The organism is Cupriavidus necator, from assembly GCF_016127575.1.
Lineage (GTDB): Bacteria > Pseudomonadota > Gammaproteobacteria > Burkholderiales > Burkholderiaceae > Cupriavidus > Cupriavidus necator_D.
The window spans coordinates 2,724,106-2,746,418 of the sequence record NZ_CP066019.1; the positions used below are offsets into that span (position 1 = coordinate 2,724,106).

At 66.8% G+C, this 22,313-nt stretch carries 24 protein-coding genes; 9 read left to right on the forward strand and 15 right to left on the reverse strand.

The window, feature by feature from the left end; all coding sequences use genetic code 11:
- Nucleotides 1–40: 40 nt before the first annotated feature.
- The gene (locus I6H87_RS31210; RefSeq protein ID WP_011617903.1) at nucleotides 41–331 is read right to left on the reverse strand and encodes a type II toxin-antitoxin system YafQ family toxin; all 291 of its coding nucleotides are present in this window, start codon (nucleotides 329–331) and stop codon (nucleotides 41–43) included.
- Nucleotides 318–584: a type II toxin-antitoxin system RelB/DinJ family antitoxin gene (locus I6H87_RS31215; RefSeq protein WP_010810750.1), complete on the reverse strand. Its 267-nt coding sequence runs from the start codon at nucleotides 582–584 to the stop codon at nucleotides 318–320. Before I6H87_RS31215 ends, I6H87_RS31210 begins: the two co-directional genes overlap by 14 nt.
- Nucleotides 585–865: 281 nt before the next feature.
- On the opposite strand from I6H87_RS31215, the gene I6H87_RS31220 reads away from it, so the two are divergent.
- Nucleotides 866–3,028 (forward strand): TonB-dependent siderophore receptor, encoded by a 2,163-nt coding sequence (locus tag I6H87_RS31220; RefSeq protein WP_011617904.1) that lies wholly within the window; start codon nucleotides 866–868, stop codon nucleotides 3,026–3,028.
- A 56-nt stretch (nucleotides 3,029–3,084) separates the two neighbouring features.
- Here I6H87_RS31220 and I6H87_RS31225 read toward each other — a convergent pair whose 3' ends face one another.
- From I6H87_RS31225 to I6H87_RS31240, 4 genes are all read right to left on the reverse strand, one after another.
- Nucleotides 3,085–4,062, reverse strand: a complete 978-nt coding sequence (locus tag I6H87_RS31225; RefSeq protein ID WP_010810752.1) for a Bug family tripartite tricarboxylate transporter substrate binding protein — start codon at nucleotides 4,060–4,062, stop codon at nucleotides 3,085–3,087.
- A gap of 83 nt (nucleotides 4,063–4,145) precedes the next feature.
- A complete protein-coding gene (locus I6H87_RS31230; RefSeq protein WP_011617905.1) occupies nucleotides 4,146–4,961 on the reverse strand; it encodes an enoyl-CoA hydratase in 816 nt (271 codons plus the stop codon).
- Nucleotides 4,958–5,701 (reverse strand): FadR/GntR family transcriptional regulator, encoded by a 744-nt coding sequence (locus tag I6H87_RS31235; protein ID WP_010810754.1) that lies wholly within the window; start codon nucleotides 5,699–5,701, stop codon nucleotides 4,958–4,960. The genes I6H87_RS31230 and I6H87_RS31235 overlap by 4 nt, the downstream gene beginning before the upstream one ends.
- Before the next feature lie 65 nt (nucleotides 5,702–5,766).
- A complete protein-coding gene (locus I6H87_RS31240; protein WP_010810755.1) occupies nucleotides 5,767–6,948 on the reverse strand; it encodes a CaiB/BaiF CoA transferase family protein in 1,182 nt (393 codons plus the stop codon).
- A gap of 308 nt (nucleotides 6,949–7,256) precedes the next feature.
- On the opposite strand from I6H87_RS31240, the gene I6H87_RS31245 reads away from it, so the two are divergent.
- The 6 genes from I6H87_RS31245 to I6H87_RS31270 all read left to right on the forward strand — a co-directional run bounded on the left by I6H87_RS31245 (nucleotide 7,257) and on the right by I6H87_RS31270 (nucleotide 12,451).
- Nucleotides 7,257–8,780, forward strand: a complete 1,524-nt coding sequence (locus I6H87_RS31245; protein ID WP_041688251.1) for an NCS1 family nucleobase:cation symporter-1 — start codon at nucleotides 7,257–7,259, stop codon at nucleotides 8,778–8,780.
- Between the two features lie 58 nt (nucleotides 8,781–8,838).
- Entirely contained in the window at nucleotides 8,839–9,573 is a 735-nt protein-coding gene (locus I6H87_RS31250; protein ID WP_010810757.1) for an aspartate/glutamate racemase family protein, read from the forward strand.
- A 38-nt stretch (nucleotides 9,574–9,611) separates the two neighbouring features.
- On the forward strand, nucleotides 9,612–10,601 hold the full coding sequence (gene puuE, locus I6H87_RS31255) for an allantoinase PuuE (RefSeq protein WP_051398616.1): 990 nt from the start codon (nucleotides 9,612–9,614) through the stop codon (nucleotides 10,599–10,601).
- Between the two features lie 90 nt (nucleotides 10,602–10,691).
- Nucleotides 10,692–11,510 carry a GntR family transcriptional regulator gene (locus tag I6H87_RS31260; protein WP_011617908.1) on the forward strand — a complete coding sequence of 273 codons (819 nt, stop codon included), beginning with the start codon at nucleotides 10,692–10,694 and terminating at the stop codon, nucleotides 11,508–11,510.
- 115 nt (nucleotides 11,511–11,625) lie between these two features.
- Nucleotides 11,626–12,045, forward strand: a complete 420-nt coding sequence (locus I6H87_RS31265; protein WP_010810761.1) for a cupin domain-containing protein — start codon at nucleotides 11,626–11,628, stop codon at nucleotides 12,043–12,045.
- Nucleotides 12,046–12,100: 55 nt separating this feature from the next.
- Nucleotides 12,101–12,451: a hypothetical protein gene (locus I6H87_RS31270; RefSeq protein ID WP_037024831.1), complete on the forward strand. Its 351-nt coding sequence runs from the start codon at nucleotides 12,101–12,103 to the stop codon at nucleotides 12,449–12,451.
- A gap of 12 nt (nucleotides 12,452–12,463) precedes the next feature.
- Here I6H87_RS31270 and I6H87_RS31275 read toward each other — a convergent pair whose 3' ends face one another.
- From I6H87_RS31275 to I6H87_RS31310, 8 genes are all read right to left on the reverse strand, one after another.
- On the reverse strand, nucleotides 12,464–12,979 hold the full coding sequence (locus I6H87_RS31275; protein WP_011617909.1) for a DUF2306 domain-containing protein: 516 nt from the start codon (nucleotides 12,977–12,979) through the stop codon (nucleotides 12,464–12,466).
- Between the two features lie 171 nt (nucleotides 12,980–13,150).
- The gene (locus I6H87_RS31280) at nucleotides 13,151–13,936 is read right to left on the reverse strand and encodes an amino acid ABC transporter permease (protein WP_136227892.1); all 786 of its coding nucleotides are present in this window, start codon (nucleotides 13,934–13,936) and stop codon (nucleotides 13,151–13,153) included.
- Nucleotides 13,929–14,669 carry an ABC transporter permease subunit gene (locus I6H87_RS31285; RefSeq protein WP_011617911.1) on the reverse strand — a complete coding sequence of 247 codons (741 nt, stop codon included), beginning with the start codon at nucleotides 14,667–14,669 and terminating at the stop codon, nucleotides 13,929–13,931. Before I6H87_RS31285 ends, I6H87_RS31280 begins: the two co-directional genes overlap by 8 nt.
- 29 nt (nucleotides 14,670–14,698) lie before the next feature.
- Nucleotides 14,699–15,523, reverse strand: a complete 825-nt coding sequence (locus tag I6H87_RS31290) for an ABC transporter substrate-binding protein (RefSeq protein ID WP_010810766.1) — start codon at nucleotides 15,521–15,523, stop codon at nucleotides 14,699–14,701.
- Between the two features lie 107 nt (nucleotides 15,524–15,630).
- Nucleotides 15,631–16,011: a DUF427 domain-containing protein gene (locus I6H87_RS31295; RefSeq protein ID WP_011617912.1), complete on the reverse strand. Its 381-nt coding sequence runs from the start codon at nucleotides 16,009–16,011 to the stop codon at nucleotides 15,631–15,633.
- Nucleotides 16,012–16,112: 101 nt separating this feature from the next.
- A complete protein-coding gene (locus I6H87_RS31300) occupies nucleotides 16,113–17,105 on the reverse strand; it encodes a tripartite tricarboxylate transporter substrate binding protein (protein ID WP_011617913.1) in 993 nt (330 codons plus the stop codon).
- A 76-nt stretch (nucleotides 17,106–17,181) separates the two neighbouring features.
- A complete protein-coding gene (locus tag I6H87_RS31305; protein ID WP_011617914.1) occupies nucleotides 17,182–18,339 on the reverse strand; it encodes a CaiB/BaiF CoA transferase family protein in 1,158 nt (385 codons plus the stop codon).
- An 8-nt stretch (nucleotides 18,340–18,347) separates the two neighbouring features.
- A complete protein-coding gene (locus I6H87_RS31310) occupies nucleotides 18,348–19,295 on the reverse strand; it encodes a hydroxymethylglutaryl-CoA lyase (RefSeq protein ID WP_011617915.1) in 948 nt (315 codons plus the stop codon).
- Nucleotides 19,296–19,511: 216 nt separating this feature from the next.
- Between I6H87_RS31310 and I6H87_RS31315 the strand changes: the two genes are divergently transcribed.
- Both I6H87_RS31315 and I6H87_RS31320 read left to right on the forward strand, forming a co-directional pair.
- Complete coding sequence (locus tag I6H87_RS31315; protein ID WP_011617916.1) at nucleotides 19,512–20,474, forward strand: LysR family transcriptional regulator; 963 nt, start codon at nucleotides 19,512–19,514, stop codon at nucleotides 20,472–20,474.
- 183 nt (nucleotides 20,475–20,657) lie between these two features.
- Complete coding sequence (locus tag I6H87_RS31320; RefSeq protein ID WP_011617917.1) at nucleotides 20,658–21,350, forward strand: SDR family NAD(P)-dependent oxidoreductase; 693 nt, start codon at nucleotides 20,658–20,660, stop codon at nucleotides 21,348–21,350.
- Here I6H87_RS31320 and I6H87_RS31325 read toward each other — a convergent pair.
- Nucleotides 21,337–22,293, reverse strand: a complete 957-nt coding sequence (locus I6H87_RS31325; protein WP_010810773.1) for a LysR family transcriptional regulator — start codon at nucleotides 22,291–22,293, stop codon at nucleotides 21,337–21,339. The two genes, I6H87_RS31320 and I6H87_RS31325, sit on opposite strands and share 14 nt — an antisense overlap.
- Nucleotides 22,294–22,313: the final 20 nt, after the last annotated feature.

Sequence of the window (22,313 nt, forward strand, 5' to 3'; positions counted from 1 at the left end):
TGCCGCGCGCTTTTCATTTGCTGGCGGTCTGGACTGCGCGTTACATGGCCAGCTCGCTATGCGACCCAAGCCGGACAAGTTGCAGTGTCCAAGGGTCTGGCTTCCGATAGATCAGCAAAAGGTCTGGCCGAACATGGCAATCCCGGAAGTCCTTCCACTGGCCGCCAAGCGCATGGTCGCGAAATTTGTCCGGCAGCGACATGTCACTCGCCAAGGCAGTCAGGATTGCAAACCAGTCACCAGCCGGGCTTTGCAGCAGCGCCTTGAACGGCCCTTTGAGTTCGCGCTTGTAATCGCGCTTGAATTGGGTCGTCCGTTCAATCGTCCTCATCGTTGAGATCCGCCATCAGGTCGCTCACCGACCCGAACTTGCGGAGGCCACCGGCCCGCGCCTCTTTTAGCGACGCAATGGTTGCTGGATTGGGAGTCATCAGTTCCACAGGCAATGCCTTTTCACGTGCCACGCGCGTCAAAAGCATGCGCACGGCGTCTGAAACCGTCAGTCCCATCGCTTCCAGAACGATCGCGGCCTCTTCCTTGATTTCAACGTCGATACGGGCTCGGACAAAGGTCGAAGCGGACATGACAGGCTCCTGCGAACAATAGCGAAGTGGAGAACGGATAAGTGGACATCTCGACCAGTTTGAGATTTGTCCACGCCAATTGTATTCACATTGTAGCTCATATGAGCTACGTCGCCCAGTTTGATGCCGCCCCGTTGTTTTCAACCACAAGGCTCATTTGGCGTCTTGACGCCCCATCCCAACGCTAGCATCATTCGGTCTTTTCATAAATGCGAATTATTCGCATTTGTACCTACATTTACATACAGGCTTGCCTGTCTCCTGCCCCGGCGGGTCCCCTCATGAATCGTCAAGTCATTCGCGCCGCGCGCCTGCGCGCACCCATGCCCCGCCATCTCGCCGTGCTGGCACAACTGGCTGTCGTGGTCGGCTTTCCGGCAACCGCCGCGCTGGCACAGCAAGCCGCGGCGCCGGCGGATGCGCAGTCGCTGCCCGCGGTGACCGTCAGCGCCTCGGCGGTCGACGATTCCGGCCTGCAGCTTGAGAAAAAGGCCAGCACCGGCGCGCTGGGCTCGCGCACGCAGCTCGACACCCCGTACTCCACCACCATCGTCACCGGCGAAGACCTTGCTGAGCGCCAGGTGGCCAAGCTGGGCGATGTGTTTGCGATGGATGCGTCGGTCAGCGACAACGGCAACGGCTACAACAGCTGGTCCAGCTACCTGAGCGTGCGCGGCCTGCAGATCGACTGGCAGAACGGCTTCAAGATCAACGGGCTGCCGTTCGTGGCCTACGGCATCACGCTGCCCTACGAGCACATGGAGCAAGTGGAACTGCTCAAGGGGCTGCCGGGCTTCATGTACGGCTTCGCCACCCCGGGCGGCATCGTCAACTACGTCACCAAGAAGCCGACCGACACCTTCTCCGCCTCGTTCGAACTGGGCTACCGCGCCGCCAATGTCTGGAGCGAGCACGTCGACCTGGGCGGGCGCGCCGGCCCGAACAATATGTTCGGCTACCGCCTGAACGTGACGCACGAGGAAGGCACGCCCTACAACGCGCGCAATATCAAGCGCGACAGCGCCTCGCTGGGCCTGGATGCGCGCCTGACCAGGGACCTGACCTGGACCTTCGACTCGATCTACCAGGACCGTCGCGCCACTGGCCAGATGCCGTCGTTCAGTCTGTGGAGCTACGGCGACACGGCCCTGCCGGCCGCGGTGTCCGGCCGCATCCGCAACTTCGCCGGTGCCGACCAGCACCTGAACACCAACCTGCAGCTGTACAGCACCGGCCTGCGCTACCAGATCAATCCGGACTGGGCGGTGAGCACAAACTACAGCTTCACCAAGGTCAACCGCAGCCGCAACGAAAGCACCTACAACCTGCTGAACCAGGCCGGCGACTACAGCGACCAGCGCTACGACACCGCGCAGAACCAGCAGGTGGGCCAATGGCAGGCGATGCTGGAAGGCAAGTTCCGCACCGGGCCGTTCGGGCACCAGCTGGTGGCGGGCCTGTCGTGGCAGAAGCAGATCGACCGCTATGACAACAACGGCTTCGGCGCCGTCATCGGCGCCGGCAATATCTTCGAGCCCAACACCAACACGTACTTCAGCTCGACCGCCTTCAACAAGGTGCGCAACAGCGACATCACGCAGAAGTCGGTGTTCGCCAGCGACACCGTCCAGCTGAGCGAGCGCTGGTCGGTGCTGGCCGGCCTGCGCGTGACCAACTTCGAGCAGAACGGCTACGTGCCGGTGAGCTCCAGCTACAGCAAGAACGGCGTGGTCACGCCCACGCTGGCGCTGATGTTCAAGCCCGTGCCCACGGCCACGGTCTACGCCAGCTACGTGGAAGCGCTGGAGCCCGGCTCGATCGTGCCGGATGGCTACACCAACGCTCGCCAGCTGCTCAGCCCGATCCGCAGCAAGCAGTATGAAGTCGGCGTCAAGGCCGACCAGGCCGCCTGGAGCGCCACCGCCGCCGCCTTCCGCATCGAGCGCGGCGCCGAGTACGACAGCATCAACGGCGGCGTGCCGACGCGCCAGCAGGACGGCACCTCGATCTACCAGGGGCTGGAACTGGCCGGCGTGTACCGGCTGGGCCCGCAGTGGGAATTCGGCGCGAGCGCGATGTACCTGGACTCGTACTACGACAAGGGCCTGGCCAACAACGGCAAGCGCGTCGCCGGTGCGCCTGACCTGGTGCTGGCCGGACGCATCAGCTACCGCGTGCCGTTCGTGCCCGGCCTGCGCCTTGGCGTCGATGGCAAGTACACCGGCAATACCAAGCTGAACGCGGGCAATACGCTGGAGGCCGGCGGCTACACGGTGTTCAATCTCGGCGCGAGCTACAACACCCGCGTCGCCGGCAAGGACCTGACGCTGCGCGCCGCGCTGAATAACGTGACCAACAAGCGCTACTGGGGCTTCCAGTACGAGAACTACATCCAGCCCGCGGATCCGCGCAGCGTGAGCCTGACGGCGAAGATTGCGTATTGAGATTGGCCGGACTGCAAGGCCGCCCGCAGAAGCCCCGCTTCTGCGGACGCCTGCCTTCAGTCGACCTTGACGTCCAGGTCTTTCACGACGCCAGCCCATTTGGCCAGCTCGGCGTTGACGAAGCGGCTGAGTTCGGCCGGGGTGCTGCTTGCCGGCGTCGCCCCCTCCCCGTTGAAGCGCTGAATAAGCTTCGGCGATGCCAGTGACCTGGCGACGGCCCGGTTCAGCGCATCGATCACCGGCTGTGGCGTATTTTTCGGTGCCAGCAATGCATTCCAGGTATTGATCTCGAAGCTGCCGAAGCCCGGCACTTCACGCATGGCGGGAACATCCGGCAGCTGCGGCGACCGCTCCCTGGTGGTCACGGCGATGGCGCGCAGCCTGCCGGCCTTCACCTGCGGCAGGGCGCCAGGCAGCGTGGCGAAGCTCAGTTGCGTCTCGCCGGCGATCACCGAAGTATTGGCAAGCGCTCCGCCCCGATACGGCACATGCACCAGCTTGGCATTGGCGCTCTGGGCAAACATCGCACCGGCCAGGTGGACCGGCGAACCGTTGCCGCTGGATGCGTAGTTCAGCTCTCCCGACTTCTTCCGGGCCAGCGTCACCAGGTCAGGCACGTTCCTGGCGGGCAGGTTCGGGGTCGTGATCAGCACGAGCGGGATCGAGGCGACCATGCTGACGGGCGCAAAGCCGCTGACCGGCTCGTAGCCCAGCGTTTTCTTGTACAAGGCTGGGTTGATGCCGTGGCTCGACACGGTTGCCATGAACAGCGTATAGCCATCCGGCGCCGACTGCTGCACATAGGCGGCGGCCGAGTTGCCGGCCGCGCCGGGCTTGTTCTCGATGATCACCGACTGCTTCAGCTCGCTGGCCAGTTGTTCGGCCAGCGCCCGCGCCAGGATGTCGGTGGTGCCCCCGGCCGCATAGCCCACCACGATACGGATGGGCTGTTGCGGATATTGGGCCGCCGCGTGCCCTGCCAGGCCCAGGCCGGCCACGGCCATCGCGAGGACAAGCCTCTGCTTCGTGTTCATGCCATATCTCCTCTCTTTTGTATGTGTCCCCACGTCATGCGTGGCGGTATTGCCGATATTCCCGGATCGCCGGGATGTAACGCTTATTGGCCCTTGAAGACGGGGCTGCGCTTTTCGGCGAAGGCGCGCTTGCCCTCGCGGTAATCGTCGCTGGCGAAGCACTGCATGACGAGCTGCTGCATGCCCGCGATATCGACCTGCGGGCCCAGCTGCTGCAATTGACGAATCATGCGTTTGCCGGCGCGCAGCGTGAGGGGCGCATTGGCGGCAATCTGGTCCAGGCGTGTCTGCAGCGTCGTGTCGAGGTCGGCCGCATCGGTCACGTGATGGACCAGGCCAAGGGCCTTGGCGTCCGCCGCCGCATAGCGGTTGGCGGTCAGGAAGATTTCGAGCGCATTGGCGGCGCCGACCGTGCTGACCAGATTCCGGATTGCGGTGAGCCGGTAGCCCAGGCCGAGCTTGCCGGCCGGAATGGCAAAGGTGCTGTCGGACGACGCGATCCGGATGTCACAGCACAGCGCGATATTCAGGCCGCCGCCGATGCAATAGCCCTTGATCCTGGCGAGGGTCGGCTTGGCGTGGTCGTAGAGGGCCAGCTGGGCAGCCTCTGCCACTTGCTCATAGGCCGCGACGGCCTCTTCGCCGGAGCGCAGGTTGTCGAACTGCGCGATGTTCGCCCCGCTCACGAAGGCGCGCTCTCCGGCGCCAGTCAGCACTATCGAGCGCACTTCGTCGTCCTGCTCGAACGCTGCGAGCGCCTGGGGCAGTGCCGCCCACATGTCGAATGAGACGGCGTTGTGGCGGCCAGGGTCGTTGAAGGTAATCCAGCCGGTGCGGCCGCGTTTTTCCACCAGCAGGGTATCGGTAATCTCGCCTTGCAGTATGCGTGTCGTGGTCATGTTGTCTTTCCAGGCGCTCGGGCCTTATGTCTTTCAATACCGTTGGTCAGGTGGTAGCGCATGGCGGCGCGCGCCTGGTCGGCGTTCCCCGCGGCAATGGCGTCGAAGATCGCGTGGTGCTCCTGCTCGACTTCCGCGATGCGCGTGGTCCCGGTCGAGGTGGAACGCAGCGTGCGCACGGAGTCGTGGAGCACATGGCTCAGATGGGCCATCAAGCGGATGAAGTACGGGTTGTTGGTCGCATTGCCCACAGCGAGGTGAAAATCGAGCGCGGTGTCCGCGCCCTTTTCCCAGTCTGCGCCCGCTTCATCGACCTTCGCCAGCGCCAGTCGCAGCGCCTCCAGCTGCGCGGGCGTGCGGAACCGCGCCGCCAGCGCGGCCGCGCCCGATTCGATCTCGACGCGCAGCTGGAAGACATGCTCGAGCGCATCCTCATGCAGCAGCTCGTCGGTGACGATCTCGAAGTTGCGCTGCCCGATGCCCTGCGCCACGAACGTGCCGGTGCCGCGCCGGGTTTCAACGTAGCCGGCCAGCTTCAGGCGCGCGATGGCCTCGCGCACGACATTGCGGCTCACGTCGAACGCGGTGGCCAGCTCGTTCTCCGTGGGCAGCTGCTGCCCGTGGGCCAGGGTGCCGTCCAGGATGCGCTGGCGGATCTGGTGCGCGATCTCGTCGGGCAGGTTGTCCGGCCGGCGCAGGCTCGTGAATCCGCGAATCTCCATGCCAAGTTGGGCCTTCATCAGAATCTCCGTCATGTCCGTGGCCCCGGAAGCGGGGCAATCATGGCGGATATGGTAGCGCCCAATCAGATGACCCCCTGCGCTGCAAGCGCTTCGATCCGCGCGGAATCCAGGCCGAGCAGCGAGCGGTACACGTCGTGGTTGTGCTCACCGCTCTCCGGTGCCGGCGCCAGTTCGCCCAGCGAGGTCCGGCTCAGGATCACCGGCTGGCCGACGACGGAGATCGTGCCCAGCCTGGGGTGCTCGATGGGCTGGCTCATGCGCAGATGTTCGACCTGCGGATCGGCGAAGGCCTCGTTCATGCTGAGGATGGGGCCGCACGGCACCCCTTCGCGATTCATGCGGGCGATCCATTCCTCGGTGGTGCGGGTGCGCGTGCGCCCGGCGATCGCGGCGTTCAGCGCCGGCCGATTGCGGGCACGCAACGGCACCGTCAGGAAGCGCTCGTCCGCGATGAGTTCAGGCACCTCAAGCACCTTGCACAGCCGCGCGAAGATGTCGTTGCCCATGGCGGCAATATTCATGTAGCCATCCTGCGTCGGGAACACGCCGGTCGGGCTGCTGGTGGGATGATCGTTGCCGCTCTGGCCCGGCACCTCGCCATTCATCAGCCAGCGCATGGCCTGGAAGTCCATCATCCACAGCTGCGATTGCAGCAGGGAGGTCTGCACCCACTGGCCCTGGCCGGACACTTCGCGTTCCAGCAGCGCCACCATCAGGCCGATCGCGCAGAACAGACCGGCGGTCAGGTCCGCAACGGGAATCCCCGCGCGCATCGGTCCGCGCCCGGGTTCGCCCGTGACCGACATCATGCCGGAGATCCCTTGCGCGATCTGGTCCAGACCCGGGCGCTCGTGGTACGGACCATCCTGCCCGAACCCCGATACGCTGCCATAGACGATGCGCGGATTGACCTTGCGCAGCGACTCATAGTCGATGCCCAGCTTGAACTTCACGTTGGGCCGGTAGTTCTCCACCACCACATCGGCCTTGCGCACCAGCTCCAGGAACAGCGCGCGCCCCTCCGGATGCTTGAGGTTGAGCGTAATGCTCTGCTTGTTGCGATGGGTGTTCTGGTAGTCGGCAAACTGCGCCGAACCGCCCGGCTTGTCATCGGGCGCCTGGCCCGGCTCTTCGATCTTGATGACGGTCGCCCCCCAGTCGGCGAACTGGCGCACGGCGGCCGGACCGGAGCGCACGCGCGTGAGGTCGAGTACGGTGAATCGGGAAAGCGGACCATGCCCCACAGTTGTCTCCAATTTTGTCTCTTTTCCAGGCCATCTACAGATGGGATGTTGGACATCCTATATTCAGGATTCGCACGAATCAAGCCGGGGGTAAACCCCTGAGGACATTCCGGATTGGGCGAGAAGACTTCAGGGAAAGCGAATGTTGACAATCACGAATCCGTGATCTACAACATCGTCTACACACTAAATCAATTTTGTAGACAATTTTGTAGTCAATAAAAAGCAGCTTTCCACCGGCGCACACCAAAGAGCCCAACGGCCGCATGTCGCCTATCGTCAAGACACACATCTGCCAGGAGACTCAGATGATGCAAACGACCGCAACCCCCGCCGACGCACCGCAGGTGCAGGCCGGGCATGCCGCACACGGCAACGCCCTGATCAAGCCGGGGTATGACGAACGCCTGACCAATGAGGACCTGGCGCCGCTGCGCAAGCAGACCTGGGGCACCTACAACATCTTTGCCTTCTGGATGTCGGACGTGCACAGCGTGGGCGGCTATATCACCGCCGGCAGCCTGTTCGCGCTGGGGCTGACCAGCTGGCAGGTGCTGGTGTCGCTGCTGGTCGGCATCCTGATCGTGCAGTACTTCTGCAACCTGGTGGCCAAGCCCAGCCAGGTGACCGGCACGCCTTATCCGGTGATCTGCCGGGCCTCGTTCGGCGTGCTCGGCGCCAATATCCCGGCGGTGATCCGCGGGCTCATCGCAGTGGCGTGGTACGGCATCCAGACCTACCTGGCTTCCAGCGCCTTCCTGGTGCTGGCGCTGCACTTCTTCCCCGCGCTGGCGCCCTATGCCGACGTGAAGCTGCACGGCTTTGCCGGACTCTCCACGCTGGGCTGGGCCGCATTCATGGTGCTGTGGGTGTTGCAGGCGCTGGTGTTCTGGACCGGCATGGAGACCATCCGCAAGTTCATCGACTGGGCCGGCCCGGCGGTGTACGTGGTTATGATCGCGCTGGCGATCTGGCTGGTGAACAAGGCCGGCTGGGAGAACGTCAATTTCACGCTGAGCTTCGTCAAGTACACCGGCTGGGAAGCGGTGCCGGTGATGCTGAGCGCGATCGCGCTGGTGGTGTCGTATTTCTCCGGCCCGATGCTGAACTTCGGCGACTTCTCGCGCTATGCCAAGGACTTCAAGTCGGTCAAGCGCGGCAACTTCTGGGGCCTGCCGGTCAACTTCCTGGGCTTCTCGCTGCTGACCGTGATCACGACCTCGGCCACGCTGCCGGTGTTCGGCAAGCTGATCACCGACCCGGTGGAGACCGTCAGCCATATCGACAGCACCTTCGCCATGCTGCTGGGCGCTTTCACCTTCATGACCGCGACCATCGGCATCAATATCGTCGCCAACTTCGTTTCGCCGGCATTCGACTTCTCCAACGTCTCGCCCAAGCACATCAGCTGGCGCACCGGCGGCATGATCGCGGCCGTGGCTTCGATCTTCATCACGCCGTGGAACCTGTACAACAATCCGGCGGTGATCCACTACACGCTGGACGTGCTGGGCGCCTTCATCGGCCCGCTGTTCGGCATCCTGATTGCGGACTACTACCTGGTGCGGCGCCAGCATGTCGACGTCGACGACCTGTACACGCTGAACCCGCGCGGCCGCTACTGGTACCGCAACGGCTTCAACCCGGCGGCGGTGGCCACCATGATCCCGGCGGCCATCATCCCGATCCTGTGCGTGGTGGTGCCGGCCTGGCAGTCCGCGGCCAACTACAGCTGGTTTATCGGCATGGGCATTGCGCTGGTGCTGTACCGGCAACTGGCGCCGCGCATGATGCCCGGCCACTTCGGCAGCCGTGCCGCCAGCCAGGCCTGAGCCCCGGAACCATTCTTTCGACTGCACGATTTCGACCGCACTTAGCAGAGCCGCGTCTATGAAGCTGAAGATCATCAACCCCAATACCACCCAGAGCATGACCGACAAGATCGGGCAGTGCGCCGTCGCCGTGGCGGCACCGGGAACGCGCATCAGCGCGGTCAGCCCGCGCATGGGACCGGCTTCCATCGAAAGCCACTATGACGAAGCCCTGTCCGTGCCCGGCATCCTCGACGAGATCCTGGCCGGCGAGCAGGAGGGCGTGGACGGCTACGTGATCGCCTGCTTCGGCGACCCCGGCCTGTACGCCGCGCGCGAGGTGGCACGCGGGCCGGTGATCGGCATCGCCGAGGCCGCCATGCATATGGCCAGCGTGGTCGGCAGCAGCTTCAGCGTGGTGACCACGCTGGCGCGCACCTGCAATATCGCCTGGCACCTGGCCGAGCGCTACGGCATGAAGCGCTTCTGCAACAACGTGCGCGCCTGCGACCTGCCCGTGCTGGAACTGGAGCGCCCGGGCTCGGACGCGCGCCGCATCATCACCGAGGCCTGCCGCCAGGCGCTGGTTGAAGACCGCAGCGAATGCATCGTGCTGGGGTGCGCCGGCATGACCGACCTGTGCGACGAGATCGCCGACGCCATCGGCGCACCGGTGATCGACGGCGTGGTGTGCGCGGTCAAGATGGCCGAGGCGCTGGTCTCGGTGCGCCTGGGCACCAGCAAGCGCGGCGACTGGGCGCGGCCGCTGCCCAAGGCGTATGCGGGCATGCTGGCCCCTTATGCGTTGAACTGAACCGTATGACTTCCCGATCCAATTCCGACTCCACCACCATGCTCCAGTCCCGCTATCCACGCGATCTCATCGGTTACGGCGCCCGGCCGCCGCACGCCCGCTGGCCGGGCGGTGCGCGCGTTGCGCTGCAGTTCGTCCTCAACTACGAAGAAGGCGGCGAAAACTGCGTGCTGCACGGCGACGCCGCCTCCGAGCAGTTCCTCTCCGAGATCGTCGGCGCCGCGGCCTACCCCGACCGCCACATGAGCATGGAGGGCATCTACGAATACGGCTCGCGCGCCGGCGTCTGGCGCCTGCTGCGCGAGTTCGAGAAGCGCGGCCTGCCGCTGACCATCTTCGGCGTGTCGATGGCGCTGCAACGCCATCCTGAACTGACCCGCGCCTTTGTCGAACTGGGCCACGAGATCGCCTGCCACGGCTGGCGCTGGATCCACTACCAGGGCATCGACGAAGCCACCGAGCGCGAGCACATGCGCATCGGCATGCAGATCATCAAGGACCTGACCGGCGAACTGCCGCTGGGCTGGTACACCGGCCGCGACAGCCCCAACACGCGCCGCCTGGTGGTGGAGCACGGCGGCCTCCTGTACGACTCGGACTACTACGGCGACGACCTGCCCTTCTGGACCGAGGTGGAAGTCACCGGCGGCGAGAAGAAGCCGCACCTGGTGGTGCCGTACACGCTCGACTCCAACGACATGCGCTTTGCCACGCCGCAGGGCTTCAATACCGGCGAACAGTTCTTCCAGTACCTGAAGGATGCGTTCGACGTCTTGTATGAGGAAGGCGACCCGAGCGGCCAGGACAGCCCCAAGATGCTGTCGATCGGCATGCACTGCCGCCTGCTCGGCCGCCCGGGCCGCTTCCGCGCGCTGCAGCGCTTTCTCGACTATGTGCAGGGACACGACAAGGTGTGGATCTGCCGCCGTGTCGATATCGCCCGCCACTGGGCGCAGGTGCACCCGTTCCAAGCCGCGGGCGATGCCGCAGCCGTGGGCACGATGCCCGAGGAAGTTGCCCCGGCCTGACAAATGCCGTCCGTGTCGCCATATTTGTGTACGATATAGCCGTCTTTCGTCGCCAGTTCCGGCGACAGGCTGAAATGTCCGTCCCCTGATATGGCAACCACATCGAAGAAGGCGGCGCCCGGCGCGGCAGCAAAAACGCCGCGCCGGCCCGCGTCCAAGGCAACCCTGAAAACGGCACCCAAGGCCGCCGCCAATGCCGCACCGGAGGAAAGCGCCGGCCCGGAGGCCGCCGCCAGCGAAGCTTCCGCCACCGAGGCCATCTACCTCAGCCTGCTGACCGCGATCATGGAGCATCGCCTGCTGGCCGGCACCAAGCTGGTCGAGGAACGGCTGTGCGAAGTGACCGGCGCCAGCCGGGCCCGCATCCGCCAGGTCTTCGCGCGCCTGGCGCATGAGAAGCTGGTCACGCTGGTGCCCAATCGCGGCGCCTTTGTCTCCAGCCCCACGGTGGACGAGGCGCGCGAGGTGTTCCAGGCGCGCCGCGTGGTCGAGCCCGCGCTGGCGGCCGAACTGGCCCAGCGTGCCACGCCGGCCAAAGTCCGCAGCCTGCGCCGCCATGCCATGGAAGAAGACAACGCGCGCGCGCGCGGCGACCGCGCCGCGATGATCCGCCTGTCGGGGGAATTCCATATCCTGCTGGCGGAGATGGCCGGCAATGCCATCCTCGAAAAGCTGATCCGCGAGATGGTGTCACTGACATGCCTGATCATCACGCTGTATGACCGCCCCGGCGCACCGGCCTGCGCCGAGCATGAGCACCGCCAGCTGACCGACGCCATCGAGCAGCGCGACGCCGCGCGCGCCAGCGCGTTGATGGCGGAACACCTGGAACACATCGAGGGTTCGCTCGACCTGAGCGTGCCCGACAGCGGCGCGCCGGACTTCTACAGCATCTTCAGCAAGGGTTGAAGCACGGTGCGGGGGCGCCAGCGGGCGCCTCATGGCCGGCATTGCACTCCGCGCCCGGCAACCTAGACTGGCTGCATAACAATGCCGCGCGCAATGCGCCGCAGGGAGGTGCGCCATGGCTGTCGCTGCAGAACCCGTCACAACCGCCCGTCCACCGCTGGCCTTCGAACGGCTTTACGCGGATGCCGCCGGCGAATCCCACTTCGGCCCCATTTCCGTTGCCATCACCGAGCGCCTGTTCGCGCCGCCCGCGCGCGCCTTCTGGGTGTCGCCGCTGGACGAAGCCGCGCGGCAGGGCTTCCTGCTGGTGCCGGCCGGCTGGGTGGGCGCACTGCACCCGTCGCCGCTGCGCATGTGGATTTTCGTGCTGGCTGGTGCGATGGAGTTCGAAGCCAGCGATGGCGAGCGCCGGCCGCTGTCGGCGGGCAGTGCGCTATTGCTGGAAGACACCACGGGCAAGGGGCATGTCAGCAGGGTCGTCGGTACTGCCGATGCCACGCTGGCCGTGGTGCAGTTGCCGGAGAACCGAAGCTGAGCCCGCGGCGTGCCGGCAGGGCTGTGGCCACGCAACACGATCACGGAGCCCCATGATGATTGCTCCCGAGCCAGCGGCTCCGCCCAAGCCCGCGCCGCAACTGGTGCCCAACGGCTACCGCCAGGGCATCATCACCGCGATCACGGTGCTGCTCGGCTTCTCGCTGGCGTTCTGGCGGTTCTGGGGCTTCGAGAGTCCCGGCCACTGGAACCTGCGCGCGCTGTTCGCCGCGGTCTCGCTACTGGCCGCGGTGTCGCTGCAGATCGTGGCGCTCTACCGCGCGCTGCGCATCGAGGACGATGCAGTGGATGAATACCGCAAGACCGTGCGATGGTTCATCGCGTCGGCGCTTGCGCTGCTGGTCGGGCTGGCCGTGGCCATGATAGACGCGGCACTCGGCCCCTAGGCCGCCCGGCAGTCACGCTATCCGGCCCGGGAACGAACCTGCGCCTGCTCCTGGCTCGCGTCGCAGATAGCGCACCTGCAGCACCGCCCCCGCCAGGAATACCAGGAACAGCACGCCGACGATCCCCTTCAGTTCCGGCGCTTCCGCATTGGCAAAGACCGGATTGCCCACCGGCAGGCGCGTGCCGGTCTCGGTCAGGCCCGGGATGAAGTGGAAGAACACCGTCAGCGACAGCGACACCACCTCCACGTAGCGGCTCATGCGCCCGAATGCACCGCGTGCCGCGCAGACCGCGACCGCCAGCACCAGCAGCGTGACGATGCCCAGCACATGGGGCTTGCCGAATCCGCCGTGCTGGAAGATGCCAAACCCGGTCAGGCAACTCAGCACGGTGCCGATGACATAGGCCAGTCCGAGCCGGGTATGCAGGCGCACCATGCCGGTGCTCGAGAGCGCCACCAGGCCGCAGGCCAGTCCCGCCAGACTGATCAGGGTATGGATGATGCCAAGCTGCGTGAGTCCGAGCATGATGGTGCCTCCAGCCGGGTGGGTGCCGCAATGGATCTGGACAGGCGTGGCGGCGCGCAAGACAAGGCGAGTTGCGTGGGGGCGGGCCGCAACAGCAAGCCTTCATGTAAGGCGAAGCTTGCGGGGATTGCAAGGATGGCGGCAGCCGCGGGGCACCCGCCTTTGCCGATGTCAGAGCATCGGGGCACCGGCCCTTGCAGACTGCGCCATGGCCTGGCGCGCCACCGCGACCTCGGCCCTGCCGCGCCGGTGCGATCCCTGCAGGCGGCGCAGCGCCGCAGCGGCACCCGCCTCGATCATCACGCACAGCACGAAGTAGAGCAGCGCAACCGCTGCGAACACTTCCGCCGCATAGCTCATGCTGCGGCCATTGACCTGCGTGGCCAGTGTCGACAGCTCACTGACGCCGACGATATAAGCCAGCGACGTATCCTTGGTCAGCGCCACCCAGGTGTTGGCCAGGGACGGCAGCATGGCGCGCAGCGCCTGCGGCAGCACCACATGCCAGAGTGCCTGCGTGCGCGACATGCCCAGCGCCAGCGCCGCCTGGCGCTGGCCCGCGCCGATCGCGGCAATTCCCGCGTGCAGGCTCTGCGCGATAAACGCGGCGCCCACCAGTGCCAGCGCCAGCACCACGGTCAGCACTTCGCTGACCTGCACGCCGGCCAGCATCGGCAGCAAGAAGTAAGTCCAGAAGATCAGCATCAGCACCGGCACCGCGCGCAGCAACGCCAGCACGGCGCGCAGCACGCGCGTGACGCTGGATGGCGCAAGCTCCAGCAGCAGCGCCAGCGCAATGCCCAGCACCGTGGCGCCGGCGCAGGCGAGCGCCGCTATCCACAGCGTCAGCGCCGCGCCGGCCAGCGGGCCCTCGGGGAAAGCGCCTTTGAGCAAGTAGGGCAGCTGGCCCCATACCAGCGCCAGGCCCGCCGGCAGGCTTGCCATCCCATCAGGCATGACGTGCTCCGGTCCAGCCGAGGCGCCTGAGCAAGGCCGGCGCCACCGCCTGCAGCGACAGGATCAACGCCGCATAGAGCAGCGTGGCAATGCCGAAAGCCTGGAAGGCCATCAGCGTATCGGTCTCGACCTGGCGCGCGGTGTAAGAGAGTTCGGCAAAGCCGATCGCCATGGCCAGCGAGGTGTTCTTGATGGTCTGGCAAAACTGCCCCACCATCGGCCGCGCCGCAATCCGCAGCGCCTGCGGCAGCACGATGCGCCACCACGCGGCACGCGGCGCGAAGCCCAGCGCCAGCGCCGCGGCGAACTGCCCGCGCGGCACCGCGGCGATTCCGGCTTCGAGTTCCTGCGCATAGAAGGCGCTGGCATACAGGGCGATGCCGAATACGCTGGCCAGCGCTTCCAGCGACGGCGCGGGAATGGCCACGGCACACATCTGGAGGCCGCGCCAGTCCGAGATCGCGCCGATGGCCGCATCGCCCAGCAATTGCGCGGCACCGAAGTACCAGAAGAACAGCTGCACCAGCAGCGGCGTCTTGCGCAGCAGCCCGATCACCGCATTGGCCGCGATGGCCACGGGGCGCCACGGCACCCTGCGCAGCGCCAGCCAGGCTGCGGCCAGCGCGCAGCCGAGCAGGAACACCGCCAGCGACAGCGCCACCGTCATGGCAAAGCCGCCGAGCAGCCAGTGCAGGTATTTGGCCGGCAACGACTGCCAGAGAATGGAAACCATGGGTCAGGGGCGATCAGGCTGTGGCGTGCTTACTTGACCGTGCTGCCGATGGTGAAGTCGCGCGCCAGCGGCGCCTGGCTCTTCGGCCCGAAGTACTTGTCGTAGATGCGCGCCGCCGTGCCGCTCTTCTCCAGCTCCAGCAGGATCTGGTCGATGGCGGCCTGCAGGCGCTCCTCGCCCTTGGGCACGCCCACGCCCATGTATTCGCGCGTCAGCGTGAAGGGCGAGATCTCGAACTGGTCGCGGTTGGGCAGCGTGGCCAGCAGCGCGCCGAGCTTGGCGCCGTCCTGCGCAAAGGCCTGGATCGCGCCGGTGCGCAGCGCCTGCAGCGCCAGCGGCGAATCGTCATAGGCGATCACGCGCGCGTCGGGGTAGCGCTGGCGCAGCGTGGTTTCCTGCGTGGTGCCCTTGTCCACGCCCAGGCGCCAGGCCTTCAGTTCATCGGGCTGGCGCAGCGCCCCCTTCCTTGCGATGAACTGCAGCCCGCTGGCAAAGTAAGGCGTGGAGAAGCCGATCTGCTGGCGGCGTTCATCGGTGATGGTGAAGTTGGCCGCGACGATATCCACCTTCTGCGAGGCCAGCAGCGGAATGCGGTTGGCGGGGTTGGTGGCGCGGAACTCCGCCTTGACGCCAAGGCGGCTGGCAATCTCGTTGGCATAGTCGACATCCAGGCCCGCTGGCGCATGCGTCTTCGGATCGACAAAGCCGAACGGCGGGTTGGCATCGAACACGCCCACGTGCAGCACGCCGGCCTTGCGGATATCGTCGAGGCGATCCGCCAGCGCGGTACCGGAGGCCATGACGGCAACGCCGGCGACGATGGCGCCGCGCAGCAGGAAGGAACGGAAGGACATGGAAGGCACTCACTGAAGTCTGGATGGGCAGACGATAGCGGTGCGCGCCCCGATCAGGAACGAATGGTTTCGCAGATGGATATGCCGCCATGCCGGGCGGCGCGCGCTCAGGCGCCGAGAATCTCGATGCTGTCGACGCGGTCCGGGTAGAAGGCCAGGTGCGAGGCGATCGCCGCCACCGCGGGGTAAGGCGTCTCGTAGCTCCACACCGCATTGCGCGCGCGCTCGCCGCCGGCGGGGATGGAGAAGTAGCTGCAATCGCCCTTGTATGGGCAGTACGTCGTGTGCGCGGTACGCTCCAGCTGCGCCAAGTCGACATGCTCGCGCGGGATGTACTGCACCGGCGGGTAGGTCGCCTCTTGCAGGGTCAGCGCCGCGTCGCTGTCCGCAATGGCAATGCCCGCCACCCTGACCACCACCCTGCCGGCCGTCGGCGTGATGGTGATCGGGTGGTCGGGGCCGGGGATCCTGACTGGCTTGTCGGTCATGGCGCGTCCTCCTGCAGGGCATCGTCACGGGGGCGATGCTGCATTCTAGGCGTTCGCCGCGCGGCCTGCAGGCCGCGCCCGATGGTTCAGCCCAGCCGCCGCTATTCGACCTTGACGTTGGCCTTCTTCACCAGTGCGGCGTAGCGCGTGGCCTCGCTGCGGAAGAAGCTGGCGGCCGCCTCGGGTGTGCCGGGCTCGATCACGGTGGCCTGCTTCTTCATGGCCTCCAGCACTTCGGGCGAGGTGAAGGCCCTGGCAAATGCGTCATGCACGCGCTTTACCTCTGCCGGCGGCATGCCGGCGGGGCCGACCACGGCAAACCAGCCGGCGACGTTGTAGTGGGGCAAGCCTTGTTCGGCGATGGTGGGGATCTCCGGCGCGGCGGACGAGCGCTTGTCGCCGCACACGCCGATCGCGCGCAGTGTGCCGGCCTTCAGGTGCGGCGCCACCGCGTTGAGCGCAACCACGCCCAGTTCCACCTGTCCGGCGATCAGGTCGTTCATCATCGGGCCCGTGCCCTTGTACGGAACGTGGCGCGCACTCACGCCGGCCTCGTCCAGGAACATCTCCCCGGCCAGGTGGATGATGGTGCCGTTGCCGGACGAGCCGTAGTTGTAGCCGTCGGGCCTGGCCTTGAGCAGCGCCACCAGTTCCTTCACGTTCCTTGCCGGCACCTTGGGATTCACGACAAGCACCAGCGGCGTGGTGCCGATCACGCTGATCGGGGTGATGTCCTTGATGGCATCGAACGGCATGGTGCGGAACACGCTCGGGTTGATGACATGGTTGTTCGAGACCAGCCCGAGCGTGCTGCCATCCGGCTGCGCCTTGACCACGGCTGCGGCCCCGGTGATACCGCCGGCGCCGGGCAGGTTCTCGATCACCACCGGCTGGCCAAAGGCCTTGCCCAGGGCCGGACCGGCCGCGCGCGCGATGGTGTCCACGCCGGAACCGGCGCTGATCGGCAGGATCAGGCGCACCGGTTTGCCGGTATTGCCCTGCGCGAGCGCGCCGATGCCGGGCGCGGCCAGCGCGGCGGCCACGGTGGCGGCCAGCGCCAGCGCTGACTTGAGAAGGATGCGACGGGGGTGCATGAGGTTGTCTCCGTATCGTTATCGTAGGATCTTTGCGGGCTGCCGCTGTGCCGCGGCATGCCCGTCGTGGTACCGGTCAGCCGGCGCGGCCCTGGCCGAGCTGCAACAGGATCTCTTCGTTGTGCTCGCCGGCCCTGGGCAGCGGCCGGCGCACGCCCGGGCGGCGCCCGCCCATCAGCAGCGGCAGCAGCACCGTGGGCGTGGTCGAGCCGTCGTCGGCCTGCATCGGCACCAGCCCGCCGCTGGCAAGCAGGTGCGGATCGTCGAGCAGCTGGTCCGGGCGCACGATCGGCGCATAGGGGATGCCGGCGGCTTCGAGCCTGGGCGCCAGTTCTGCGCTGCGGTGGTGGCGCAGGATCGCGCCCAGCTCATCGAGCAGTTGCGGACGCACCGCCACGCGCGAGGCATTGCTGGCGTACTCGGGCTTGCCGAGAAGCTCCGGATGCTCCAGCACCTGGCACAGCGTCGCGAACTGCTTGTCGCTGACCGCGCCGATAAACAGCTGCTCGTCGCCGGCCAGCGTAAAGACGTCATACACGCTCCACGCCGACACGCGCGACGGCATCGGCGGCGGCGCCTCGCCGGTCATCGCAAACTGCTGCATATGCTGCGAAGCCAGGAATACGCAGTTCTCGAACAGCGCGCTCTGGATCTCCTGGCCGCGCCCGGTGCGGTCGCGCTCGCGCAGCGCGGCCAGCACGCCGATGGCGCCGAACATGCCGCCCATGATGTCGTTGACCGAGGTGCCCGCGCGCAGCGGCCGCCCGCTTGGGCCGGTCATGTAGGACAGCCCGCCCATCATCTGCACCACCTCGTCGAGCGCCAGCCGGTTCTCGTACGGGCCGGGCAGGAAGCCCTTGTGCGAGACGTAGATCAGGTGCGGGTAGTCGCGCGACAGTGTGGCGTAGTCCAGCCCCAGCTTCTGCATCAGGCCGGGCCGGAAGTTCTCCAGCAGCACGTCGCTCTGGCCCGCCAGCTCGGCCGCGGCGGCACGCCCTTCCTCGGTGGTGATGTCCAGCACCACGCTCTTCTTGTTGCGGTTGAAGGCGCGGAAGAAGCCGATGCCCAGGCCCGGCAGGTTGCGCGTCTTGTCGCCGCCGGGCGGCTCTACCTTGATCACCTCGGCGCCCAGGTCGGCCAGGATCATGCCGCAGGTGGGGCCCATCACCATATGCGTGAATTCGACCACGCGGATGCCGGCCAGCGGCAGGGAGTTGCTGTTGTCTTGGGTCATCTTGCGTCTCAGGCAGCGGCGCCAGCAGGCTGGGCCGGGAAGGTCTTGGGCAGGCCGGCGCGCCACAGCGTGCCGTGCAGGGTTTCGTCCTTGAGCCAGCCAGCCACGTCTTCACGCAGCGCCAGCAAGCGGCCGATATCGATGCCGGTGTCGATGCCCATGCTGCCGAGCATGTAGGCCAGGTCTTCGGTCGTGACATTGCCGCTGGCGCCGGGCGCGTGCGGGCAGCCGCCGATGCCGGCCAGGCAGGCGTCAAAGCGGGTCACGCCGGTTTCCAGCGCCGCGTGGACGTTGGCCAGGCCAAGCCCGCGGGTATCGTGGAAATGGCCGCACCAGAACCGATCGCCGGCGATATCGACGGCGCGCGCAAACAGCTCGCGCACCATGTGCGGGTCGGCATAGCCGACGGTATCGGCCAGGCTGACGCGGTCGGCGCCGGCATCGAGCAGCGCCTGCATCAGGCGCAGCACTTCATCGGGATCGACATGGCCCTGCAGCGTGCAGCCGAACGCGGTGCCGACACCGCCTTCGATCAGCGTCTTCGCGCCGCTGGCATCGCGCGCGGCGCGGATGCGCGCCACTTCAGCCACCACTTCATCCGGCGTCTTGCGCAGGTTGGCCAGGCTGTGCGCATGGCTGGCCGACAGCGGCACGAGCATCAGGTCCGCGCCGCTGGCCAGCGCATCCTGCGCGCCGCGCAGGTTCGGCACCAGCACCGAGACGAACAAACCCGGCAGCGTGCGCGCGAACGCGACCAGCTGCGCGGTATCGGCCAGTTGCGGCAGCAGGTGCGCGGGCACGAACGAGCCCACCTCCAGCTCGCGCAGACCGGCCGCGTACGCGCCGCGGATCCACGCTTCCTTGCTGGCCGTGGGCAGGATGGTGCGGATGCTCTGCAGGCCATCGCGCAATCCGACTTCGCGGATAACGGCGTGGCGGGGAAAGGGAACAGACATGATTCAGGGGCTTCCGGTTTGCGCCCCGCAGTGGGGCGACGGAAGAACTCTATGAGTTTCTGCCCAAGAGCTGAAGCGGTGATTCGCGCACGATAACATTCCGAACCGGAATGTCTGCCGGGCGCCGCACAGCTACATCCAGAAATTCCCGGATGAATGATTACCGGCAACCAAAGGGGCTTAACATTCCATTCCGGAAACACGCAGCCCCTTACCATGCGAGACCTCGACCTCACCAGCCTGCGCCTGTTCGTCGCCGTCTGCGAAACCCGCAACATGGCGCGTGCGGGCGAGCAGGAGCACATCGTGGCATCGGCCATCAGCAAGCGGCTGGCGCAACTGGAAGGGACGGTTGGCGCAACCCTGCTGGAGCGGCGCCGCCGCGGCGTGATCCCGACGCCCGCGGGCGAAATGGTGCTGGCGCATGCGCGCGCCATGCTGGCGGCGGCGGACCGCGTCGCGCGCGACATGGCCGACTACGGCGCAGGCATACGCGGGCAGGTGCGGCTGCTGGCGACGGTGTCCTCAATGGCGGAATCGCTGCCGGACGATATTGCCGCCTTCCTGCAGCAGCCGGCCAACCGCGATGTGCGCGTGACCATCGAGGAAAGCCTGAGCAGTGACGTGGTGCGAGCGCTGCGCGAGGGCTCGGCGCCGCTGGGCATCTGCTGGGACGCGGCCGACCTGGAAGGCTTCCAGACCCGGCCCTACCGCACCGACCAGCTCGCGGCAGTGGTCCACGCCTCGCATCCGCTGGCGCAGGCCGAGGACTGCCGCTTCGAGGACACGCTGGACTACGACCATATCGGCATGCCCGCCCAGACCGCGGTGCAGACCATGCTGACGCGCTATGCGGCCATCCTCGGGCGCGGCATTGGCTACCGCGCGGTGGTCTCGACCTTCGACGCTGCGCTGCGCTGTGTGCGTGCCGACCTGGGCATCACCATCATCCCGGCCGAGATCGCCGCGCCGATCGCGCCTACCTTCGGCCTGCGCGTGATCCCGCTGCGCAACGACTGGGCGCGGCGGCGCTTTGCGATCTGCTTCCGCGACCTGGAACTGCTGTCGCCGGCGGCGCGGCTGCTGGTGGCCTTCCTTGAACAGACCGCGGCGGCGGAAGCGGCGGCCGCCCCCGCGGACACCACGCCAGCGCGCAAGCCACGGCGCAATCGGCAATGACGCGGCGTGGCGCGCAACTTCCTGTGCCGTTCAAGGGTTAGCCCGAGGCAATTTCGCAAGCAAATGTTGGGGAGCGGTGCGTAGACTGGCTTGCGTTTTTCGCCCCGGCCCACGATGGTAAAAGCCGGCCCCCGGGCGATGCTGACCCGACCATGCGCGCCACGACGGCGCAGGAGCACGCAAATGAACTTCAACGGCAAGAACGTATTGATCACCGGCGCACGCGGCAACCTGGGCCGCGCCGTGGCACAGGCCTTCGCGCAGGCAGGCGCGCGCGTGGTGCTGCTGGACCGGCATGCAGCGCCGCTGCCCGAAGCGGGCACCGGCCACCTCACGCTGCAGGCGGACCTGCTGGATGCCGCCAAGCTGAGCGAGGCCGTCGCGCAAGCGGTTCAGTCATGCGGCCGCATCGACGTGGTGTGCAACCTGGCCGGCGGCTTCGCCATGGGCCCAAGCGTGCATGAAACCAGCGCCGAGGCCTGGAACCACGTGTTCGACATGAACGTGGGCACGGTGCTGAACATGGCGCGCGCGGTGGTGCCGCACATGCTGGCCGCCGGCGGCGGCGCCATCGTCAACGTGGGTGCCAACTCGGCGGCGCGCGGGCTGGCGCAGATGAGCGCTTATTGCGCCTCGAAGGACGCGCTGGCGCGTGTGACCGAATCGATGTCGGCAGAGCTGCGCGACCAGGGCATCCGCGTCAACGCGGTGCTGCCCAGCGTGCTGGATACGCCCGAGAACCGCCAGGCCATGCCGGATGCCGATGCCGCGCGCTGGGTCAGCCTGGATGCGCTGGCCGACGTGATCCTGTTCCTGGCCTCGGATGCGGCGCGCGCGGTGCAGGGCGCGCTGCTGCCGGTGGTCAACCGCGCCTGACGCGGGGCTTGCGCGCGGCCGGCTCGGCCGCGCTGATGGCGCTGGCCGCCTCCTGGATCTGCTGGCGCAGCCAGCGCCGCAGCCGGTCGGCATCGGTGCGCGCGTGCCAGATCTGCATCATGTCGACGTGGGGCAGCGCGAACGGCACCGGCAGCAGCACCAGATCAGGGTCGCGCGCCACGGCCTCTTCCGCGACCGAGCGCAGGCAGGTCAGCAGCAGTTCCGTGCCGCGCACCAGCCGGCTCGGCGCAAGGAAGCTCGACAATCCCGCCACCACCCTGCGCTTGTGCCCCTGCCGGGCAAGCGCACGGTCAACCACGCCGTTGAGGTCGCCGGTCAGCGTGGTCAGCAGGTGTTCGCACGCCAGGAAGGCGTCGAGATCCAGGCCATCGGCGATGCGCGGATTGGCGCGCGAGGCTAGCACCACGAAGTCCTCGCTGCACAGCCGCTGCTGGTGGAAGGTATCGGGCAGGTTCTCATAGAAACCCGCGATCGCCAGGTCGCAGGTGCCCTTCTCCAGTTCCTCGCGCGGCAGCTCGCCGCGCGTGTTGTGCGTGACCAGCACCACGCCCGGCGCCTGGCTGCGCAGCCGCGGCAGCAGGGCGGGCAGCAGCAGCTGCTCCATGTAGTCGGTGGTGTAGATGTGCAGGTGCTCGCTGCGCGCCAGGTAGTCGTGGCCGGCACAGGCATCATAGAACGCGTCGAGATCCCCGACCAGCCGCTGCACCTGTGGCGCCAGCGCGTGCGCACGCGGCGTCGGCGTCAGGCCGCGCGGCGCACGCACGAACAGCGGATCGCCGAGCTCGTCGCGCAGGCGGTTGAGCTTGTGGCTCAGCGCCGGCTGGCTCAGCGCCATGCGCGCGGCCGCGCGCGAGGCATTGCCCTCCTGATACAGCACGTGGAACACGTACAGCAGGTTCAGGTCCTTGCTGCCGATATTCATTTTTTGGATAGCAGAGATCT

Bases quoted from the DNA above. Each gene is read 5' to 3' on its own strand.
- I6H87_RS31315 (WP_011617916.1), top strand. From the start codon at position 19,512: ATGCGAGACCTCGACCTCACCAGCCTGCGCCTGTTCGTCGCCGTCTGC.
- I6H87_RS31275 (WP_011617909.1), bottom strand. From the start codon at position 12,979: ATGCTCGGACTCACGCAGCTTGGCATCATCCATACCCTGATCAGTCTG.
- I6H87_RS31320 (WP_011617917.1), top strand. From the start codon at position 20,658: ATGAACTTCAACGGCAAGAACGTATTGATCACCGGCGCACGCGGCAAC.
- I6H87_RS31325 (WP_010810773.1), bottom strand. From the start codon at position 22,293: ATGAATATCGGCAGCAAGGACCTGAACCTGCTGTACGTGTTCCACGTG.
- I6H87_RS31225 (WP_010810752.1), bottom strand. From the start codon at position 4,062: ATGAACACGAAGCAGAGGCTTGTCCTCGCGATGGCCGTGGCCGGCCTG.
- I6H87_RS31265 (WP_010810761.1), top strand. From the start codon at position 11,626: ATGGCTGTCGCTGCAGAACCCGTCACAACCGCCCGTCCACCGCTGGCC.
- I6H87_RS31295 (WP_011617912.1), bottom strand. From the start codon at position 16,011: ATGACCGACAAGCCAGTCAGGATCCCCGGCCCCGACCACCCGATCACC.
- I6H87_RS31305 (WP_011617914.1), bottom strand. From the start codon at position 18,339: ATGACCCAAGACAACAGCAACTCCCTGCCGCTGGCCGGCATCCGCGTG.
- I6H87_RS31290 (WP_010810766.1), bottom strand. From the start codon at position 15,523: ATGTCCTTCCGTTCCTTCCTGCTGCGCGGCGCCATCGTCGCCGGCGTT.
- I6H87_RS31280 (WP_136227892.1), bottom strand. From the start codon at position 13,936: ATGCCTGATGGGATGGCAAGCCTGCCGGCGGGCCTGGCGCTGGTATGG.
- I6H87_RS31230 (WP_011617905.1), bottom strand. From the start codon at position 4,961: ATGACCACGACACGCATACTGCAAGGCGAGATTACCGATACCCTGCTG.
- I6H87_RS31215 (WP_010810750.1), bottom strand. From the start codon at position 584: ATGTCCGCTTCGACCTTTGTCCGAGCCCGTATCGACGTTGAAATCAAG.
- I6H87_RS31250 (WP_010810757.1), top strand. From the start codon at position 8,839: ATGAAGCTGAAGATCATCAACCCCAATACCACCCAGAGCATGACCGAC.
- I6H87_RS31210 (WP_011617903.1), bottom strand. From the start codon at position 331: ATGAGGACGATTGAACGGACGACCCAATTCAAGCGCGATTACAAGCGC.
- I6H87_RS31310 (WP_011617915.1), bottom strand. From the start codon at position 19,295: ATGTCTGTTCCCTTTCCCCGCCACGCCGTTATCCGCGAAGTCGGATTG.
- I6H87_RS31285 (WP_011617911.1), bottom strand. From the start codon at position 14,669: ATGGTTTCCATTCTCTGGCAGTCGTTGCCGGCCAAATACCTGCACTGG.
- I6H87_RS31260 (WP_011617908.1), top strand. From the start codon at position 10,692: ATGGCAACCACATCGAAGAAGGCGGCGCCCGGCGCGGCAGCAAAAACG.
- I6H87_RS31300 (WP_011617913.1), bottom strand. From the start codon at position 17,105: ATGCACCCCCGTCGCATCCTTCTCAAGTCAGCGCTGGCGCTGGCCGCC.
- I6H87_RS31220 (WP_011617904.1), top strand. From the start codon at position 866: ATGAATCGTCAAGTCATTCGCGCCGCGCGCCTGCGCGCACCCATGCCC.
- puuE (WP_051398616.1), top strand. From the start codon at position 9,612: ATGCTCCAGTCCCGCTATCCACGCGATCTCATCGGTTACGGCGCCCGG.
- I6H87_RS31270 (WP_037024831.1), top strand. From the start codon at position 12,101: ATGATTGCTCCCGAGCCAGCGGCTCCGCCCAAGCCCGCGCCGCAACTG.
- I6H87_RS31245 (WP_041688251.1), top strand. From the start codon at position 7,257: ATGATGCAAACGACCGCAACCCCCGCCGACGCACCGCAGGTGCAGGCC.
- I6H87_RS31235 (WP_010810754.1), bottom strand. From the start codon at position 5,701: ATGAAGGCCCAACTTGGCATGGAGATTCGCGGATTCACGAGCCTGCGC.